17 protein-coding genes are annotated in these 18,407 nt (G+C 65.3%); 14 read left to right on the top strand and 3 right to left on the bottom strand.

Going from position 1 to position 18,407, the window contains the following annotated elements; translation table 11 throughout:
* Positions 1 to 5 precede the first annotated feature (5 nt).
* Positions 6 to 1,784, bottom strand: coding sequence for a cation:proton antiporter (locus SOM18_RS08100; protein WP_037528646.1), 1,779 nt, complete (start codon positions 1,782 to 1,784; stop codon positions 6 to 8).
* A 695-nt stretch (positions 1,785 to 2,479) separates the two neighbouring features.
* Positions 2,480 to 3,700: an NADP-dependent isocitrate dehydrogenase gene (locus SOM18_RS08095; protein ID WP_031394019.1), complete on the bottom strand. Its 1,221-nt coding sequence runs from the start codon at positions 3,698 to 3,700 to the stop codon at positions 2,480 to 2,482.
* 196 nt (positions 3,701 to 3,896) lie between these two features.
* Here SOM18_RS08095 and SOM18_RS08090 point away from each other — a divergent pair, with 196 nt between their 5' ends.
* A complete protein-coding gene (locus tag SOM18_RS08090; protein ID WP_031440639.1) occupies positions 3,897 to 4,625 on the top strand; it encodes a phosphatidylserine decarboxylase in 729 nt (242 codons plus the stop codon).
* Positions 4,626 to 4,768: 143 nt separating this feature from the next.
* Positions 4,769 to 5,557 carry a CDP-diacylglycerol--serine O-phosphatidyltransferase gene (pssA, locus tag SOM18_RS08085; protein WP_031439368.1) on the top strand — a complete coding sequence of 263 codons (789 nt, stop codon included), beginning with the start codon at positions 4,769 to 4,771 and terminating at the stop codon, positions 5,555 to 5,557.
* A 137-nt stretch (positions 5,558 to 5,694) separates the two neighbouring features.
* Here the strand turns inward: pssA and SOM18_RS08080 are convergent, their stop codons facing one another.
* The gene (locus SOM18_RS08080; protein WP_197975102.1) at positions 5,695 to 5,928 is read right to left on the bottom strand and encodes a hypothetical protein; all 234 of its coding nucleotides are present in this window, start codon (positions 5,926 to 5,928) and stop codon (positions 5,695 to 5,697) included.
* Between the two features lie 334 nt (positions 5,929 to 6,262).
* On the opposite strand from SOM18_RS08080, the gene rpsB reads away from it, so the two are divergent.
* The 12 genes from rpsB (at position 6,263) to rpmE (ending at position 18,055) form a co-directional block, all read left to right on the top strand.
* On the top strand, positions 6,263 to 7,114 hold the full coding sequence (rpsB, locus tag SOM18_RS08075) for a 30S ribosomal protein S2 (protein WP_320481525.1): 852 nt from the start codon (positions 6,263 to 6,265) through the stop codon (positions 7,112 to 7,114).
* A gap of 90 nt (positions 7,115 to 7,204) precedes the next feature.
* A complete protein-coding gene (tsf, locus tag SOM18_RS08070) occupies positions 7,205 to 8,137 on the top strand; it encodes a translation elongation factor Ts (protein ID WP_031439366.1) in 933 nt (310 codons plus the stop codon).
* A 409-nt stretch (positions 8,138 to 8,546) separates the two neighbouring features.
* Entirely contained in the window at positions 8,547 to 9,275 is a 729-nt protein-coding gene (pyrH, locus tag SOM18_RS08065) for a UMP kinase (RefSeq protein ID WP_031394212.1), read from the top strand.
* 1 nt (position 9,276) lies between these two features.
* Positions 9,277 to 9,834, top strand: coding sequence for a ribosome recycling factor (gene frr / locus SOM18_RS08060; protein ID WP_031394213.1), 558 nt, complete (start codon positions 9,277 to 9,279; stop codon positions 9,832 to 9,834).
* Positions 9,835 to 9,905: 71 nt separating this feature from the next.
* The gene (locus tag SOM18_RS08055) at positions 9,906 to 10,598 is read left to right on the top strand and encodes an isoprenyl transferase (protein WP_037533279.1); all 693 of its coding nucleotides are present in this window, start codon (positions 9,906 to 9,908) and stop codon (positions 10,596 to 10,598) included.
* A 65-nt stretch (positions 10,599 to 10,663) separates the two neighbouring features.
* Positions 10,664 to 11,419, top strand: coding sequence for a phosphatidate cytidylyltransferase (locus tag SOM18_RS08050; RefSeq protein WP_031394215.1), 756 nt, complete (start codon positions 10,664 to 10,666; stop codon positions 11,417 to 11,419).
* Positions 11,416 to 12,573 (top strand): 1-deoxy-D-xylulose-5-phosphate reductoisomerase, encoded by a 1,158-nt coding sequence (locus SOM18_RS08045; protein ID WP_320481524.1) that lies wholly within the window; start codon positions 11,416 to 11,418, stop codon positions 12,571 to 12,573. Before SOM18_RS08050 ends, SOM18_RS08045 begins: the two co-directional genes overlap by 4 nt.
* A complete protein-coding gene (gene rseP, locus SOM18_RS08040; RefSeq protein ID WP_031439363.1) occupies positions 12,570 to 13,703 on the top strand; it encodes an RIP metalloprotease RseP in 1,134 nt (377 codons plus the stop codon). Before SOM18_RS08045 ends, rseP begins: the two co-directional genes overlap by 4 nt.
* Before the next feature lie 118 nt (positions 13,704 to 13,821).
* Positions 13,822 to 16,542: an outer membrane protein assembly factor BamA gene (gene bamA / locus SOM18_RS08035; protein ID WP_081874098.1), complete on the top strand. Its 2,721-nt coding sequence runs from the start codon at positions 13,822 to 13,824 to the stop codon at positions 16,540 to 16,542.
* A complete protein-coding gene (locus SOM18_RS08030) occupies positions 16,542 to 17,207 on the top strand; it encodes an OmpH family outer membrane protein (RefSeq protein ID WP_031439361.1) in 666 nt (221 codons plus the stop codon). The genes bamA and SOM18_RS08030 overlap by 1 nt, the downstream gene beginning before the upstream one ends.
* An 11-nt stretch (positions 17,208 to 17,218) precedes the next feature.
* Positions 17,219 to 17,722 (top strand): 3-hydroxyacyl-ACP dehydratase FabZ, encoded by a 504-nt coding sequence (fabZ, locus tag SOM18_RS08025; protein WP_414712106.1) that lies wholly within the window; start codon positions 17,219 to 17,221, stop codon positions 17,720 to 17,722.
* A gap of 102 nt (positions 17,723 to 17,824) precedes the next feature.
* Positions 17,825 to 18,055, top strand: a complete 231-nt coding sequence (gene rpmE, locus SOM18_RS08020; RefSeq protein WP_031393312.1) for a 50S ribosomal protein L31 — start codon at positions 17,825 to 17,827, stop codon at positions 18,053 to 18,055.
* Positions 18,056 to 18,407 lie beyond the last annotated feature (352 nt).

Genomic DNA, 18,407 nt, shown 5'->3' with positions numbered 1-18,407 from the left:
CCGCGCTAGACCTTCCGCGGCGTCCGCTTGGCCTTGCGGACCCGCGGCTCGACCAGCATGTCCGCCGCCGCCTTGATCTCCTGCCGCAGTTCGTCGCGCTTCTCGTGGATCGACGCGATCACCGGCCCCATCGCGACGCCCAGGTCGACCAGCACCGCCTCCGCCAGCTGCAGCGAGCTCTCCAGCGTCTCGGGCACCGCATCGGTCACGCCTGCGCGGTACAGCTCGGCGGCATGCGCGGTATCGCGCGCGCGCGCGACGATCGGCAAATTGGGCGCCAGCAGCCGCACCCGCCGCGCCAGCCGCACGGTCAGCACCGGGTCGTCCATCGTCAGGATCAGTGCCTTGGCGGTATCCAGTTTCAGCCGGTCGACCAGTTCGAGCCGCGCGACGTCGCCGAACAGCACCGGATGCCCCTGCGCCCGCGCGGCCTCGACCGAATCGATATCCGCCTCGACCGCGACATAGCGCTGGCCGTGCACCGCGAGCATGTCCGCGACCATCCGCCCGACCCGGCCGAAGCCGATCACGACCGTCCCCGGCCCCTCCTCGTCGATCTCGACATCGCCCGCATCCGCGGTCGACCGGCTTTCCAGCTGACGCGACACGGTGCGGCCGAGCTTGGCGAGCAGCGGCGTGATCGTCAGCCCGATCGCGGTCACCGTCTGCCAGAAGCTCGCGGTCGACGGCAGGATCAGCTGCGCCTGCGCCGCGGTCGCCAGCACGATCAGCGTCGTCTCGGACGGGCTCCCCATCAGCAGCCCGGTCTCCGCCGCCACCCCGCGCCGCGAATTGGCGACGCGCAGGAACAGGAACGTCACGACCGCCTTGGTCGCCACCACCCCGGTCACCGCGAGCAGCAGCGACGGCCAGTTCTGCGCGATCAGCCGCAGGTCCAGGCTCATCCCCACCGTGATCAGGAACACGCCCAGCGCCAGCCCCTTGAACGGCGCGGTGATCACCTCGACCTCGCTGTGATATTCGGTTTCCGCGATCAGCAGCCCGGCGAGCAGCGCGCCGACGATCGGCGACAGCCCCGCCGCGGTCGTCGCGACGCTCGCCACGATCACCACCAGCAGCGACGCCGCCAGGAATAGTTCGGGGCTCTTGGTCCGCGCCGCCTGCCCGAACAGCCGCGGCAGGATCAGCCGCCCGCCGACATACATCGCCACGACCGTGGCCGCGCCGCGCAAGGCGACGCCTGCCAGATTGCTCCACCCGTCCGCGGTCGCGGTCGGGGCGAGCGCGCCCAGCACGAAGATCAGCGGCACCAGCGCCAGATCCTCGAACAACAGCATCGCAAACGCCCCGCGCCCGACCGCGCCGGTCGTCCCGACCAGCGGCAGCACCAGCGCGGTCGACGACAGCGCCAGCGCAAAGCCCAGCCCGATCGCGCCTGCCCAGCCCTGGCCGATGAAATGCAGCGCGACCGCGATGATCATCGCCGACCCGATCAGCTCGGCCGCCCCCGTCCCGAACACCAGCCGCTTCATCGACCAGAGCCGTCGGAACGACAGCTCGAGCCCGATCGAGAACAGCAGCAGGATGATCCCGAACTCGGCGAACGGCTCAATCGCCTCGGGGTTGGAGATCGTCAGGTAATAGAGCCACGGCACCGCTCCGGTGAGCGACCCCAGCCCCGCCGGCCCGACCAGCAGCCCGACCAGGATGAACCCGATCACCGGACTGACCCTGAACCGCGCAAACGCCGGGATCACCAGCCCCGCCGCACCGAGAATGACGAGTGTGTCGCTGAAACCCTGATTGTCGAGCCGTAATGCCATCCCCCGACCTTAGGCGACGCCTCCCCGATTCGTCAGGGAATAATACCGCCCCACCGCCCGCGCGGTTCGCGTTCCTGAGAGCGGCGGGCGCGGGGGGCGAGCCGGGCGGGACTGGGGCGAGGGGGGCCGAGCCGGGCCAAGGCGAGCCGAGCAATGCCGGGCACGGGACACCAACCCCACCCCAACCCGTCATCCTGACGAAAGTCAGGACCCAGAGCCAAGCAGCGCACCACCCGTAACCCTGGATCCTGACTTCCGTCAGGATGACGGAGGTGGCGGGGCGCAGGGCGGGAAGGGACGCGCGGCGCGGCGCGGCGGGGCGGAGCGGGGCGGGGTGGGGGCGCGGCGCGGAGCAGGCAGCGATTGACCAGCGCAAACCGAAGCTGCGCAAAGCCAAGCCCCGCTACTCGGCAACCACCCACGCCTCATCTCCCAACCGTCATCCTGACGAAAGTCAGGACCCAGAGCCAAGCAGCGCACCGCCCGTAACCCTGGGTCTGACCTCCGTCAGGATTACGGCGGAGAGGGCCAGGACCGGAAAGCTAAGGCGGGGGAGTCGGAGAGCCGGGCGGGCCTTGGACGCCGGGCCGGCCGAGCCTCGCCGCGGCAGGAGCGCGCGGCGTCACGGAAGGCCGCTACCACCCAACCCGCACCCAAAAAAAAAGGCCCCTCCCGTTTCCGGGAGGGGCCGTCCGTCACGCCCAGTTGGCCATTTCGGCTTCGAGGTTCGAGCGGACCTGCTCGAAGAACTGCTCGGTCGTCATCCAGGGCTGGTCGGGGCCGATCAGGATCGCGAGATCCTTGGTCATGTGGCCGTTCTCGACCGTCTGGACGCAGACGCGCTCGAGCGTCTCGGCGAACTTCGTCACGTCGGGCGTGTCGTCGAACTTGCCGCGATACTTGAGACCACCGGTCCAGGCGAAGATCGACGCGATCGGGTTGGTCGAGGTCGCCTTGCCCTGCTCGTGCATGCGGAAGTGGCGCGTGACCGTGCCGTGCGCGGCCTCGGCCTCGACGGTCTTGCCGTCCGGGGTCAGCAGGATCGAGGTCATGAGACCCAGCGAGCCGAAGCCCTGGGCGACCTGGTCCGACTGGACGTCGCCGTCATAGTTCTTGCACGCCCACACGAACTCACCGTTCCACTTCAGCGCCGATGCGACCATGTCGTCGATCAGGCGATGCTCGTAGACGATGCCCGCTTCCTTGAACTTGTCCTTGAATTCGCTCTCGAAAACCTCGGCGAAGAGGTCCTTGAAGCGGCCGTCATAGGCCTTCAGGATCGTGTTCTTGGTCGACAGATACACCGGCCATTTCAGGTTCAGGCCGTAATGCATCGACGCGCGCGCGAAGTCGCGGATCGAGTCGTCGAGATTGTACATCGCCATTGCGACGCCCGCCGACGGGAACTGGAACACTTCACGGTCGATCGTCGCGCCGTCATCGCCTTCGAACACCAGGCGCAGCTTGCCGGGGCCGGGGACGAGGAAATCGGTCGCGCGATACTGGTCGCCGAACGCATGGCGGCCGACGACGATCGGGTGGGTCCAGCCCGGGATCAGGCGGGGGACGTTCTTGATCACGATCGGCTCGCGGAAGATCGTCCCGCCCAGGATGTTGCGGATCGTGCCGTTGGGCGACTTCCACATCTTCTTCAGGCCGAATTCGGTCACGCGCTGCTCGTCGGGCGTGATCGTCGCGCACTTGACCGCGACGCCGTGCTTCTGCGTGGCGAGCGCGCTGTCGATCGTCACCTGGTCGTCGGTCGCGTCGCGATGCTCGACGCCCAGATCATAATAATCGAGCTGGATGTCGAGATACGGCTTGATCAGGCGCTCGCGGATCCATTCCCAGATGATCCGGGTCATCTCGTCGCCGTCGATCTCCACGATCGGATTCTTAACCTTGATCTTCGCCATATATCATCCTTCGGGGGAGGGGGTTGGGGGAGCGTCTAGGGGAGCCGGCCCCGCCGATCAACCGTCGGGCGCGCGCCGATCGACGACCGAATGTCGTGCGAGGCAACCTCGAGCAACCTCGCGCAACCCACGGTCCTGTCGCGAAAAGGCTGTTCATCGTTGTATCGCGCGTCCGGCACGGATAGACCCGCACGCTATGGCATCGCTCGACAAGCCGCCCGTCACGACCTCCACGGTCAAATGGCGATTTCCCGCAGTCCATCCGGAAGGCTATAAATACGTCGCCATCGCGACCGGCATCACATTGCTGCTGACGATGCTCAGCCATGTGCTGTTCTGGCCGATGGTCGGCGTCGTGATCTGGGTCGCGACCTTCTTCCGCGACCCCGTCCGCACCACGCCGCAGGGCGAGGGGCTGATCGTCGCCCCCGCCGACGGGCTGATCACGATGATCCAGCGCGTCCCCATCCCGCGCGAACTCGCCGGCGAGAATGGTCTCGGCGACGCCCCGCTGGTGCGCGTGTCGATCTTCATGTCGGTGTTCGACGTGCACATCAACCGCACGCCGATCGCGGGCACGATCCGCCAGGTCGTCTATATCTCGGGCAAGTTCCTCAACGCCGATCTTGACAAGGCGTCCGAGGAAAACGAGCGCCAGCATTTCGTGGTCGAGGATCGCAACGGCATGCGGATCGGCTTCACCCAGATCGCCGGGCTTGTCGCGCGCCGCATCCTGGGCTTCGTCAAGGCGGGCGACATGGTCGCGGTCGGCCAGCGGATCGGGCTCATCCGATTCGGCAGCCGCGTCGACGTCTATCTCCCCGATCATGTCGTCCCCCAGGTCTGTCTCGGCCAGCGCAGCATCGCCGGCGAAACCGTGCTCGGCCGTGTCGGCGGCGTGCCCGTCGGCGGCATTGCCCAATGATCGATGGTCCTGCGATCGATGGTCCTTCGAATGATCGACCAGAGCATGATGGTCCTTTGAATGATGGTCCGGTGAACGATCGGGACGGGACGCCTTACGGATCCGCCAGCCGCGCCGACGAGTCGCAGGCGGCGGGCCGCGCGATGCGGGCGCGCCGGCCGCGTCGCGGTCTGCCGCTCCGCGCGGTCGCACCCAATGCGGTCACCGCACTCGCCCTCTGCTCGGGCCTCAGCGGCGTCCGGTTCGCGATCGGCGGCCAATGGGAAAGCGCGGTCGCGATGATCATGGTCGCAGGCGTGCTTGACGGACTCGACGGCCGGATCGCGCGCATGCTCCACGGCGAAAGCCGGTTCGGTGCGGAACTCGATTCGCTGTCCGATGCCATCTCCTTCGGGGTTGCGCCGGCACTGATCGTCTATCTCTGGTCGCTTGCCGCGCTGCCGCGGATGGGCTGGATCTGCGCGCTGATCTTCGCCGTGTTCTGCGCGCTCCGCCTCGCGCGCTTCAACGCCAAGATCGACGAGAGCCATCAGCCGCACAAGTCCGCGGGCTTCCTGACCGGGGTGCCCGCGCCCGCCGGGGCAGGGCTCGCGCTCATGCCGATGTTCTTCTGGTTCTGGACCGACGAACCATTCTTCGCCTCGCCCTATATCGTCGCACCCTGGATCGCGTTCGTCGCGCTGCTGATGGTGTCGAGCATCGCGACCTGGTCGTGGAGTTCGCTCAAGCTGCGTCGCAACGTCCGGTTCGAGGCGATCGCGCTCGTCGTCCTGCTCGGTGCCGCGCTCGTCAGCGCCCCCTGGCACACGCTCAGCGTCATCTGCCTTCTTTATATCGTCTCGATGCCGTTCAGCATCGCCAGCTATGCCAGGGTCCGCCGCCAGCGCGCCGGCGTCCGTAGCGGCGAGACGTCCGCCAAACCGGGTCTCTGATCCGACCGACCGAGCCCCGGGACTGCTGACCCGGGGCAGACCCGTAAAGTTCGATCCCCGTGTAATCCACAAGCCGGCCACGCCCGCGGATCAGTAAGACGCCTGTCGATCAGGCGCCCAGGCCAACCCGCCAAGGTTCAGGCGGCGGCATTCCAGCGCTGCGACGGCTGCGGCATGCCGGTCGAAGACCAGCGGCGGACCGCGATCCGGCGCTCGGCGCGCGCGAGCGTCTGCAGCGGGGCGAAGGCCGGCTCGACATTGCCCGATGCCAGGCTGACGATGCGCGACCATTGCGGTGCGATCGACGTCAGGATCACCGCGGTCGCGACTGCGAACGACCCCGAGAACACCATGAAGCTCACTATCATCATCCCGCTCATCTTCCCGCTCGCCTTCCCTGCAAATGCGAACATTGTGTTAAGGTTCGCAACACCCGGTCGAAAACATCGTTCCGTTCGTCGCATTTGGATCACCGCCGTTCCGGGGTGATTCTGCGCCGAGTCGAACCTCTGTTCTGTTCTGGCCCCGTTATGTTCTTATTGCGTTCTTTTGTCAAGTCGGAGGTAAGCCGTTGCATTTGGCGCGGTCCCCGGCTAAGGGCCCCGCCTCTAACCCCGCATGGGAGGCATCATAGCCCGGTGCGTTTCGGTCATTCGGCCGGCACGTCATCCGCTTCCCAGAGGCACAACCGGAAGGACATATCCTATGGCGGCACCAGTCGTCTCGATGCAGCAGCTCATTGAAACGGGCGCACATTTTGGTCACCAGACGCATCGCTGGAACCCCAAGATGAAGCCTTACATCTTCGGTGACCGCAACGGCGTCCACATCCTCGACCTCTCGCAGACCGTGCCGCTCTTCGCGCGCGCGCTCGAATTCGTCTCGTCGGCCGTCGCCGGCGGTGGCAAGGTCCTGTTCGTCGGCACCAAGCGCCAGGCGCAGGAGCCCGTCGCCGACGCCGCACGTCGCGCAGGTCAGCACTTCGTCAACCATCGCTGGCTGGGCGGCATGCTCACCAACTGGAAGACCATTTCGGGTTCGATCAAGCGTCTGAAGACGCTCGAGGAAATGCTGTCGGGTGACACCGTCGGCCTGACCAAGAAGGAAGTGCTCCAGCTCACCCGCGAGAAGGACAAGCTTGAGCTTTCGCTCGGCGGCATCCGCGACATGGGCGGCATTCCCGACGTGATGTTCGTGATCGACGCGAACAAGGAAGAGCTGGCGATCAAGGAAGCCAACACGCTGGGTATTCCCGTCGTGGCGATCCTCGATTCGAACGTCTCGCCGGACGGCATCGCCTTCCCGGTCCCCGCGAACGACGACGCCGCGCGCGCCATCCGCCTCTATTGCGAAGCCATTGCAATCGCAGCGACTCGTGGTGGCCAGGAGCAGCGGCGCCGGACCGGTGCCGACATCGGTGCGATGGTCGAGCCGCCGAAGGAAGAGGCGATCGCCGAGCCGACCGTCGAGCCGACCGCCGACACGACGCAGGTTGCGGCGAATGCCGAGACCGCCGCAGAGTTCGCGGCCGAGGGCGAGCGCCAGATCGACGCATAAGCGTCGTCGCCGAACCGTCATGCGGGCGGGGTAGGGCATCTGGCCTTACCTCGCCCGCAACTACATTCAGACTAAAGAGGATTTACGGACATGGCTGATATCACGGCAGCAATGGTCAAGGATCTGCGCGAAAAGAGCGGCGCGGGCATGATGGACTGCAAGAAGGCGCTCAGCGAGAACGCCGGCGACATGGAGCAGGCGATGGACTGGCTGCGGACCAAGGGTCTCGCCGCCGCCGCCAAGAAGTCCAGCCGCACCGCGGCCGAGGGCCTGGTCGGCGTCGCCGTTTCGGGCACCAAGGGTGCTGCGGTCGAGGTCAACTCGGAAACCGACTTCGTCGCAAAGAACGATCAGTTCCAGTCGTTTGTCCGTGACGTGACGCAGATCGCGCTCGCCACCGGTGGCGACATCGACTCGCTCAAGACGCAGGCGATGCCATCGGGCAAGACCGTCGAGGAGGTTCTCACGAACAACGTCGCGACGATCGGCGAGAACCAGTCGCTGCGCCGTTCGCGCACGCTCGAAGTCAGCAAGGGTGCGGTCGTTCCGTACATCCACAACGCGGCATCGCCGGGCCTCGGCAAGATCGGCGTGCTCGTCGCGCTCGAGTCGGAGGCTTCGGACGAAGTGCTCCAGACGCTCGGCAAGCAGCTTGCGATGCACATCGCAGCGGCGTTCCCGAAGGCGCTGAACGAAGCCGATCTCGACGAGGCCGAGATCGAGCGTGAGCGCGCGATCGCGACCGAAAAGGCCGCCGAATCGGGCAAGCCTGCTGATATCATTGCAAAGATGGTCGAAGGCGGCATCGCCAAGTACCGCAAGGAGCACGCCCTGGTCAGCCAGCTGTTCGTGATGGACGGCAAGACCAAGATCTCCGACGTCGTCGCCAAGGCCGGCAAGGACGCGGGCGCCGAGATCAAGCTGGTGGACTATGTCCGCTTCCAGCTCGGCGAAGGCATCGAGAAGGAACAGTCCGACTTCGCCGCCGAAGTCGCTGCCGCCTCGGGCGTTCCGCAGGCGTAACAACGCCCTCCCTCTCCCGTCCGGGGAGAGGGAAGGGGCCCACGGCCACTCGGTCGTGGGAAGGGTGAGGGGAGTGGCGAGGTCTCGAACCTCACGCCCCTCATCCGGCCCCGCTGGTCCACCGTCTCCCCGAGGGGAGAAGGATCGCGGAGTAACCGCGTACTACTCCGTCATCCCCGCGCAGACGGGGATCCAGGCCCTATGCAATCGGTGTTCGTTCGCGACGCCGCCCCCTTCCGGGCCTCCATCTCCGCGAAAATGACGGCATTTCCCCTCGCGCGCCCTCCTGCGGTCGACGATTTTCCGTCTCCTGACCGCTCAGAGTCCACACAGGCACGTCGCAGCGCTTCACATCCCCGGCCTCGCCGCCTAAGGTCCGCGCCGCCCCGCCAATCACAATTCGAGATTTATGACGCCTCCGCGCTTCAAACGCATTTTGCTCAAACTGTCGGGCGAAGTCCTGATGGGACCCGCCGGTCTTTCGATCGATCCCACCGTCACCGCACGTGTCGCCGGCGAGATCGCCGACGTCCGCGCCAAGGGCTATGAGATCTGCATCGTCGTCGGGGGTGGCAACATCTTCCGTGGCCTCGCCGCCGCTGCCAAGGGCTTCGAGCGCGCGACCGCCGATTATATGGGCATGCTCGCGACCGTGATGAACGCGCTTGCGGTGCAGAACGCGCTCGAGCAGATCGGCATCGACACGCGCGTCCAGTCGGCGATCCCGATGGCGAGCGTCTGCGAACCCTTCATCCGGCGTCGCGCCGAACGGCACCTCGAAAAGGGCCGCGTCGTGATCTTCGCCGCCGGTGTCGGCAGCCCCTATTTCACCACCGATTCGGGCGCCGCGCTGCGGGCTGCCGAGATGAAGTGCGACGCGCTGTTCAAGGGCACGTCGGTCGACGGCGTCTACAGCGCCGATCCGAAAAAGGACCCGGACGCAACGCGCTACGAGACGATCTCGTACAGCACGGTGCTGTCCGAGGACCTCAAGGTCATGGACGCGAGCGCGATCGCTTTGTGCCGCGACAATGATATCCCGATCGTCGTCTTCAACATCCGCGAACCCGGCAATCTTGCCGCGGTGCTGGCGGGTGATGGCGTGTCGACGATCGTCCAGAACGAGCAGGAGAGTTAAGATGGCAGCGTATGACAAGAGCGACCTGGAACGCCGCATGGCGGGTGCCGTCGAAGCGCTGAAGCATGATCTGGCCGGGCTTCGCACTGGCCGCGCTTCGACCGCGCTGCTCGATCCGGTGATGGTCACGGTCTACGGCTCGTCGATGCCGCTCAACCAGGTCGCGACCGTGTCGGCGCCTGAGCCGCGGATGCTGTCGGTGCAGGTCTGGGACAAGTCGAATGTCGGCCCGACCGACAAGGCGATCCGCTCCGCCGGGCTGGGTCTCAACCCGATCGTCGACGGTCAGACGCTGCGTCTGCCGATTCCCGATCTGACCGAGGAGCGTCGCAAGGAACTCGCCAAGCTCGCCGGCCAATATGCTGAAAAGGCCCGCATTGCAGTCCGTAACGTCCGCCGCGACGGGATGGATTCGTTGAAGGTCGACGAGAAGAAGGGTGTGTTCGGCGAGGACGAGCGCAAGCGTCACGAAGTCGAGGTGCAGAAGCTCACCGACAGCACGATCGCCGATCTCGATGCGACCGCGGGCGCCAAGGAAAAGGAAATCCTGGGCAAGTGAGGCCGCTTGGCGCTGCTTCGGCCGGAGCCTCCCAGGCTGCGTCGCTCGTCGCCGTTCCTGGGGGCGGCGCGGTGCCGCGTCATGTCGCGATCATCATGGACGGCAATGGGCGGTGGGCGAAGAAGCGCTTCCTCCCCCGCTTTGCCGGCCACAAGGCGGGCGTCGATGCGGTGCGAAACGTTACCCGCGCGGCGCGTGCGATGGGGATCGAGGCGCTGACGCTCTATGCGTTCTCGTCCGAAAACTGGCGCCGCCCCGCGGAAGAGGTCAGCGATCTCATGGGGTTGCTGCGGCATTTCATCCGCAGCGATCTCGACGAACTGACGCGCGAGAATGTCCGTTTGCGCGTCATCGGCGACTATCATGCCTTTTCGCCCGATCTGGTCGCGATGGTCGATGATGCGATCGCGCGGACCGCGGCCAACACCGGTCCGCTACTCGCGATCGCACTCAACTACGGCGCCCATGCCGAACTCGTGCTCGCCGCCCGCCGTCTGGCCGAACGCGCGCGCGACGGGGTGCTCGATCCGGCAAGCATCGACGCGGCGATGGTCGAGGGCGAACTCGACACGCGCGATCTTCCCCCGCTGGACCTGATGATCCGCACCTCGGGCGAACAACGCCTGTCGAATTTCCTGTTGTGGCAGGCGGCCTATGCCGAACTGCTGTTCGTCGACACGCTCTGGCCCGATTTCGACGGCGACGCGCTCGCCGAGGCCGTTGCGGCCTTTGGCGTGCGGCAACGCCGCTACGGTGGGCTGTGACGCTTACCGATCCCGAACGCGCCCCCGATCAGGCGCTTCGCACACCGTCCAACCTCAAGCTCCGGATGATCGCCAGCGTTGGCATGATCGTCGTCGCGAGCATTGCCCTGACGCTGGGCGGCATCGCCTTCTGGCTGCTGGGCGTGGTGGCCGCGCTGTTCATGATGGCCGAATGGGCGATGCTGCAGGGCGCCGACGCGAAAACCAGGCGCATGACGCAGTTCGCGCTGTCCGTGCCGCTCGCGCTGATGGCGCCGGCCTCGCTGATCCTCGTCGTGCACGACTTCTTCACGCTCGGCCTGCTTGCCGGGGCGGCGTTCTTCGTCGTCATCACCACGCGTAAGCCTCCGCTGGCGCTCGGAATTATCTATTGCGGGCTGCCCGTGCTCGCGCTGATGATCATCCGGCGTCAGGAGGACGGCGTGCTGCTGACGCTCTGGGCGCTGTCGCTGGTATGGGCGTGCGATATCGGCGCGTTCTTCACCGGACGCTCATTGGGCGGACCCAAGCTTGCACCCGTGATCAGCCCGAACAAGACCTGGTCGGGCCTGATTGGCGGCGTGGTGCTCGCGGGCATCGTCGCGGCGATCCTTCACGTCGAATATGCGCTGCCGTTCCACCTTGCGCTCGCCACGCCGTTTCTCGCGGCGCTGGCGCAGATGGGGGACCTGTACGAAAGCTGGTTGAAGCGCGTCGCAGGCGTCAAGGACAGCGGCAATACGCTGCCCGGGCATGGTGGCGTGATGGACCGTCTCGATGGGCTTGTCCCGGTCGCCCCGGTCGCGGCGTTACTCATCATGTTGCCGAGCTTATACTCATGAAAAGCGTCACGATTCTCGGTGCGACCGGGTCGGTCGGTACGTCGACGCTCGATCTCGTCGAACGCGAGCCCGATCGTTTTCGCGTCGTCGCGCTGACCGCAAATTGTGACGTCGCGCGGCTCGCCGCGGCCGCGATCCGGACCCGCGCCGAATTCGCGGTGGTTGCCGACGAGCAGTGCCTGCCAGAGCTGCAGGCGGCGCTGGCGGGAACGGGTGTCCGAGCCGGTGGCGGTGCGGACGCGATCGCCGAGGCCGCCGCATCGGGCGCCGAATGGACGATGGGCGCGATCGTCGGCTGTGCGGGCCTCAAGCCCGTCCTGTCGGCAATCGAGCAGGGCGGCACGGTCGTCATCGCGAACAAGGAACCGCTGGTCTCCGCGGGCGACGTCATCTTGCGCGCAGCTGCGCGGTCCGGCGCGACCCTGCTCCCGGCGGATTCCGAGCATAACGCGATTTTCCAATGCTTTGATGCAGCGCGGCCCGAAGGCGTGCGGCGGATCATTCTGACGTGCAGCGGCGGGCCCTTCCGCGACTGGACGACCGATCAGATGCGCGGCGTGACGCTCGAACAGGCGGTCAAGCATCCCAACTGGTCGATGGGCGCCAAGATATCGGTCGATTCGGCGACGATGATGAACAAGGGGCTCGAACTGATCGAGGCTGCCCGGCTGTTCCCGCTCGCGCCCGACCGGATCGAGATCGTCATCCATGCGCAGTCGGTGATCCACAGCCTGGTCGACTATGTCGATGGTTCGGTTCTCGCGCAGCTCGGCCCGCCCGACATGCGCACGCCGATCGCGCATACCCTGGCCTGGCCCGACCGGATGGCGACACCGATGGCGCCGCTCGATCTCGTTGGCATCGGCCGACTCGATTTCGCAGCGCCCGATCCGGTCCGGTTTCCCGCATTGCGGCTGGCGCGCGAAGCACTGGACGCGGGCGGGGCGCGCCCGGCGATTCTCAACGCGGCGAACGAGGTGGCGGTCGAAGCCTTTCTCAACCGCCGGATCCGCTTCCTCGAAATTGCCGCAATCGTGGAGGATACGCTGATACGCTACGATCCGGCCGCACCGGATAGCGTCGATGCCGTTCTGGCGATCGACGCCGAGGCGCGGCGCCTTGCGAGCGAGCGTGTGAAGGATTGCGTGGTTTGATCGAAGCGCCCGGTATCCTGCTGACGATCCTGTCCTTTATGCTCGTCATCGGACCGCTCGTGTTCGTCCACGAGATGGGCCATTATCTCGCTGGACGGATATTCGGGATCAAGGCCGACGCCTTTGCGATCGGGTTCGGGCGCGAGATCGCCGGCTTTACGGATCGTCGCGGAACCCGCTGGAAATTCGGTTGGCTGCCGCTTGGCGGTTATGTGAAATTCGCCGGGGACATGACCCCGGCAAGCCAGCCCTCCGCTGAATGGCTCGCCTTGCCCGCCAAGGAACGTCAGCGGACATTCCAGTCGAAACCGGTTTGGCAGCGTGCGATCGTCGTTGCCGCAGGCCCGGTGGTCAATTTCGTCGTCGCAATCGTCATCCTTGCCGGATTCGCACTGGCCTATGGCGACGTCCGGATGCCGCCGGTGATCGGGGCGACCGTTCCGGGCAGCGCGGCGGCACTTGCCGGGCTGCAGCAGGGCGACCGAGTCTCCGCGCTGGGCGGGCGTTCGGTCGAAACCTTCGACGACATGGCACGCTATGCCCGCATCCGTGCCGGTGAGCGCACCCGCATTGATGTACTGCGTGATGGACGACTGGTGTCGCGCGATGTCGTGATCGGTACCGAGCTCCAGCGCGACCGGTTCGGGAATGAATATCGGATCGGCCGGCTCGGGATCGCCGGTGGCAAACCCATCGTCGTTCGCGTCGGCTTGCTCGAAGCACCGGCCGTCGCGGTGAAGCGGACCGGCGAGATCGTCTCGATGATGGTCGAGACGCTGGGCCAGGTGATTTCGGGCCGTCGCTCCGTCAAGGAGCTAGGCGGACCGCTCAGTATCGCCAAGGTCTCGGGTGAGCAGATGTCGCTCGGCCTCGATGCCTATATCTTTCTGATTGCGTTGGTGTCCATCAATCTGGGGTTCATCAACCTGCTGCCAGTGCCGATGCTTGATGGCGGACATTTGCTATTTTATGCGATAGAGGCAGTCCGACGAAAGCCCGTCGGTCCCGACGTTCAGGAATGGGCGTATCGCGGCGGTCTTGCGGCGATCCTCGCACTGATGCTTCTCGTGACCTTCAACGATCTCGGCAATTTCGGGTTGTGGAAGAATCTGGCCGGCTTGATCGGCTGACGCGGTTAGGGCAGGGCGGGCGCGCCCTTGCGTATGCAAGTTTCTTGGGGTGGGTTTGGTGACAGCAATCAACGGTTACACTTTGGCGCGTAACGGCGCCCTGCTCCTGGCAGGTACGATGCTGTCCGGCGTGCCGGTCTGGGCACAGGTTGCGCCTGCGGGTTCAGCCCCCGCTGCGCAGGCACGATCCGGTCCGCCACGTGCACAGGCGGCTGCCCCTGCATCTGCTCCTACAACGCCCGTAGCGGCGCCTGTATCCCAGACTCTGATCAAGACTTTGCGTGTCGAAGGCTCGCAGCGCATCGAGCCCGAGACCGTATTGAGCTACACCAAGCTCCGTGTCGGCATCCCGTACACGGCGGAAACGCTCGACCAGGCGCTCAAGGACCTGCAGGCGAGCGACCTGTTCGCGGATTACTCGATCGCCGGGGTTGAGGACGGCAATATCGTCCTGCGTATCCGCGAGAATCCGATCATCAACCGCGTGATCCTCGAGGGCAACAAGGCGCTCAAGGCGGACAAGATCACCAAGGAGATCAAGCTCGCGCCGCGGCAGATCTTCACGCGCACCGCGGTCCGACAGGACATCGCGCGGATCATCGAGCTCTATCGCCGGCAGGGCCGCTTTGCCGCGGTCGTCGATCCGAAGATGGTCAATCTCGACCAGAACCGCGTCGATGTCGTGTTCGAGATCAGCGAAGGGCCGAAGTCCAAGGTCCGCCAGATAAACATCCTCGGCAACGAGGTGTTCTCGGACGACAAGATCCGCGGCCAGATGGCGACCAAGCAGGCACGGCTTTTCCGCCTCCTGTCCTCGGCGACCAGCTATGACCAGGATCGCCTGAGCTACGACCAGCAGAAGCTGCGCCAGTTCTACCTGACTGAGGGCTATGCCGATTTCCGCGTAACGTCCGCGGTCGCCGAGCTGACGCCGGACAAGAAGGACTTCATCATCACGTACGTGGTGGAGGAGGGCAAGCGCTACAAATTCGGTGACGTCACCGTCGACAGCCAGATCCGCGACTTCGACAACAAGAAGCTCGCCTCGACGCTGCCGCTCAAGAAGGGCGAGTGGTATAACGCGAAGCTCGTCGAGGATTCGGTCGACAATTTGAGCCAGACCGCGGGCCTCTTCGGCTATGCGTTCACCGAGGTGAACCCGGAGTTCCAGAAGGACGTCGATACCCTGACCATGGGTATCAACTTCAACATCGCCGAAGCCAAGCGCACCTATGTCGAGCGGGTCGAGATCAACGGCAATTCGCAGACGCAGGACAAGGTCGTGCGTCGCGAGATCCGTCTTGCCGAGGGCGACGCGTTCAACAGCTTCCAGGTGAAGCGCTCGCAGGATCGCATCAACTCGCTCGGCTATTTCCAGGACAAGATGGAAATCAAGCAGACGCCAGGCTCCGCGCCTGACCGCGTCATCCTTGAAACCAATCTGGAAGAGCGCTCGACGGGCGAATTGCAGCTGTCGGCGGGCTATTCGAGCCTCGAGCGGTTCATCATCCAGGCGAACATCACGCAGCGCAATTTCCGCGGCAAGGGCCAGGAACTGCGCGCCGGCGTGAACTATTCGAGCTATTCCAAGTCGATCGAGCTTGGCTTCACCGAGCCCTATCTGTTCGACAAGAACATCGCGCTCGGCGGCGACATATTCCGGCGCGATTACAATTCTTTCAACTATGTCGGGAACGACCGCCAGACGACCTATTCACAGGTCTCGACGGGCTTCCAGATCCGTGCCGGTGTGCCGCTGACCGAGTTCTGGTCGCTGTCGGGCCGCTACGGCCTGTCCTATGACGAGGTCGGCCTCGATCAGGCCTCCTATTTCACCAACGGCGTCTGCGACCCGCTCAAGGCCGGGCGCTACCTCTGTGAAGCACTCGGCAATCGCTGGACGTCGTCGATCGGCTATTCGCTGATCTACGATACGCTGAACAGCCGTTTGCGCCCGACCGCCGGGCAGCGCTTCTCGTTCAGCCAGGACTTTGCCGGTCTGGGCGGCGACGTGAAGTATATCCGTACGCGCGCCGAAGGATCGAAGTTCTGGAACCTCGGCAGCGGCTTTATCGGCTCGATCATCGCCGAGGGCGGCTATATCCACTCGCTTGAGAAGAGCCGTGGCGAGGGTGTCGACCGCGTCCGCATCACCGACCGCTTCTATCTCGGCGAGCCGCAATTCCGCGGCTTTGACATTCGGGGCGTCGGTCCGCGGGTCCTGCGCCAGCAATATGTCACTGCGGCCGATGGCACGCAGACGGTAGTGACCGATCGCAATCAGATCGTCGACGACGCGCTCGGCGGCCGGGCTTATTATCTGGCTCGTGCCGAAATCGAGATTCCGCTGGGCTCTGGCGCGCGCGAACTGGGGCTTCGGCCGACCATCTATGCACAGATCGGCAGCCTGTTCGGCATCACCAAGCCGTTGCCAACCGCGGTCTTCCCAACGTCGGTCGACGCGGCCGGCAATGTCACCGTGTTGCCGATCAACACGCCGCTGTTCGACAGCGCAGGCCGCCAGCTCTATTTCAACACCTACACGCCGACCGGCGCGACCGAAACGGCGCAGCGGGCGACGACGTGTCAGACGGGCTATTCCGATACGCTCGGCGGCGCCTGCGCAGGCGCCGAGGCCAATGTCATTGCGACCAGCGCGATCGCGCCGTTCAAGGAGACCTTCCTTGGCAATTCGCCGCGACCGCGTCTGTCGGTGGGTATCGGCGTGAACTGGAATTCGCCGTTCGGCCCGCTGCGTATCGATCTTGCCAAGGCGATCCTGACGCAGCCGGGTGATGACCCCAAGCTTATTACTTTCAACGTAGGGACACAGTTCTGATGACGACGTTCAAGACGCTTCTTCTCGCCGCAGCCGTGCTCGCACCGGCGGCGATCGTCGCACCGGCGCAGGCCCAGGTTTCGGGTATCGCGGTCGCCGACCCGCAGGGCGCGATCGCAGGCTCCAAGGCCTGGACCACCGCGCGTGGCCAGATCGAGACGACCTACAAGGCACAGCTCGACCAGGCCGAGACCCGCCGCCAGGCGATCGCCCGCGAACTCCAGCCGCTCGTGACCGCCTTCCAGACCGCACAGCGCGCGCCGACCCCGAATGCGGCGTCGCTCCAGAGCCAGGCTCAGGCGATCCAGGCACGCGAGACCGCGGCAAACCAGGAACTCGCGCGTCTGACCCAGCCGGCACAGCGCGCCCAGCAATATGTCATCGAACAGATCCAGGCGAAGCTCGGCGATGCGGTCAGCAATGCGGTTCGCGCCAAGAACGTGACCCTGCTGCTTCGTCCCGATGCCGCATTGTTCGCACAGCCGGCTGCCGATATCACGGCGTCGATCACGGCCGAGCTCGACCGTCTCGTCCCGACCGTCGGCATCACGCCGCCTGCCGGCTGGCAGCCGAACCAGCAGGGCCAGCAGGGTGGGGCAGCCGCACCTGCCGCAGCGGCACCCGCCCGCGCGACGCCTGCGCGCACGACGCCGCAGGGCCGCTGAGAACTTCGTCGGTGAGCACGGATAACGTGAACGTCGACGTGGCTGACGCTGCGCCCGGTCGATCGAGCGGACCGCTCGATATCGGCCGGGTGATGGCGGCATTGCCCCACCGCTACCCGATGTTGCTGGTTGATCGTGTCGTGGATCTCGTCCCCGACACATCGATCAGCGCCATCAAGGCGGTGTCGATGAACGAGCAGTTCTTTCAGGGGCATTTCCCCGGCAGGCCGATCATGCCCGGCGTGCTGATCGTCGAGGCGATGGCGCAAGCCGCCGGCATATTGGCGGTCGAATCGCTCGGTCTCGCGGGTTCGGGAAAGCTCGTCTATTTCATGGCGATCGACGGTGCGAAGTTTCGCAAGCCGGTCGAGCCCGGGGTTCTGCTTCAGCTCGACGTGACGTTCGTGCAGAAGCGCGCAAGCGTCTGTAAATTCGCAGGGCTCGCCCTGGTCGACGGTCAGCTGGTCGCAGAAGCGAATTTCACCGCGATGATCGCCGACCCGCCTAAGGCGTAATTGCCGAAACGGGGGGCTCGCTTGCATCGCGGCGCCGCTGTGTGTACGGGCCCGCCGTGCTTTAGGCTGGTCGGAACCAGCCGTTTATACCGGAGACATACGATGAAGGCCGATACGCATCCCGACTATCACATGATCACGATCCAGATGACCGATGGTACCAAGTACCAGACCCGGTCGACCTGGGGTAAGGAAGGCGATGTGATGACGCTTGAAATCGATCCGCTCGCGCATCCGGCGTGGACCGGCGGTCGCGGCACCATGCTCGACACCGGTGGCCAGGTCGCCCGCTTCAACAAGCGTTTCGGTGGCGGTCTCACGCTCCGCAAGTAATTCCCGTCCGACCGATGTCGGATGAGCGGAAGATAGAGCCGGCGTACGCAATTAGCGTGCGCCGGCTTTTTCGTTTGGCGTTTCAATAGGGCGAAGCGGCTTATAGCGCGGTACCGGGACGCGGAGTTGCACGATCCGGCTCATCAAGACTGGCAGGAAGCGAGGGTAGGGCGGTCCACAAGCCTTGCAGTGGTTACGCAGCGAAAAATTGCCATAAAAGTGAAATTTGCGTTTGACGGGGTTGGGGATGGGCCCTAGAGGGGTGTCACCGCAGCGAACGGCCACACGGTCTGGTTGCTGCGGTCGCAAACAACCAGATGCTCCAAGCCTTCCGCGAGGGAGGTTATGCGAG

Origin of the sequence: Sphingomonas sp. CFBP9019 (assembly GCF_034045155.1) — a bacterium.
Classification (GTDB): Bacteria; Pseudomonadota; Alphaproteobacteria; order Sphingomonadales; family Sphingomonadaceae; genus Sphingomonas; species Sphingomonas aerolata.
Note: the sequence above shows the minus strand (reverse complement) of the source record. Positions and strands in the feature narration are given on the sequence as shown.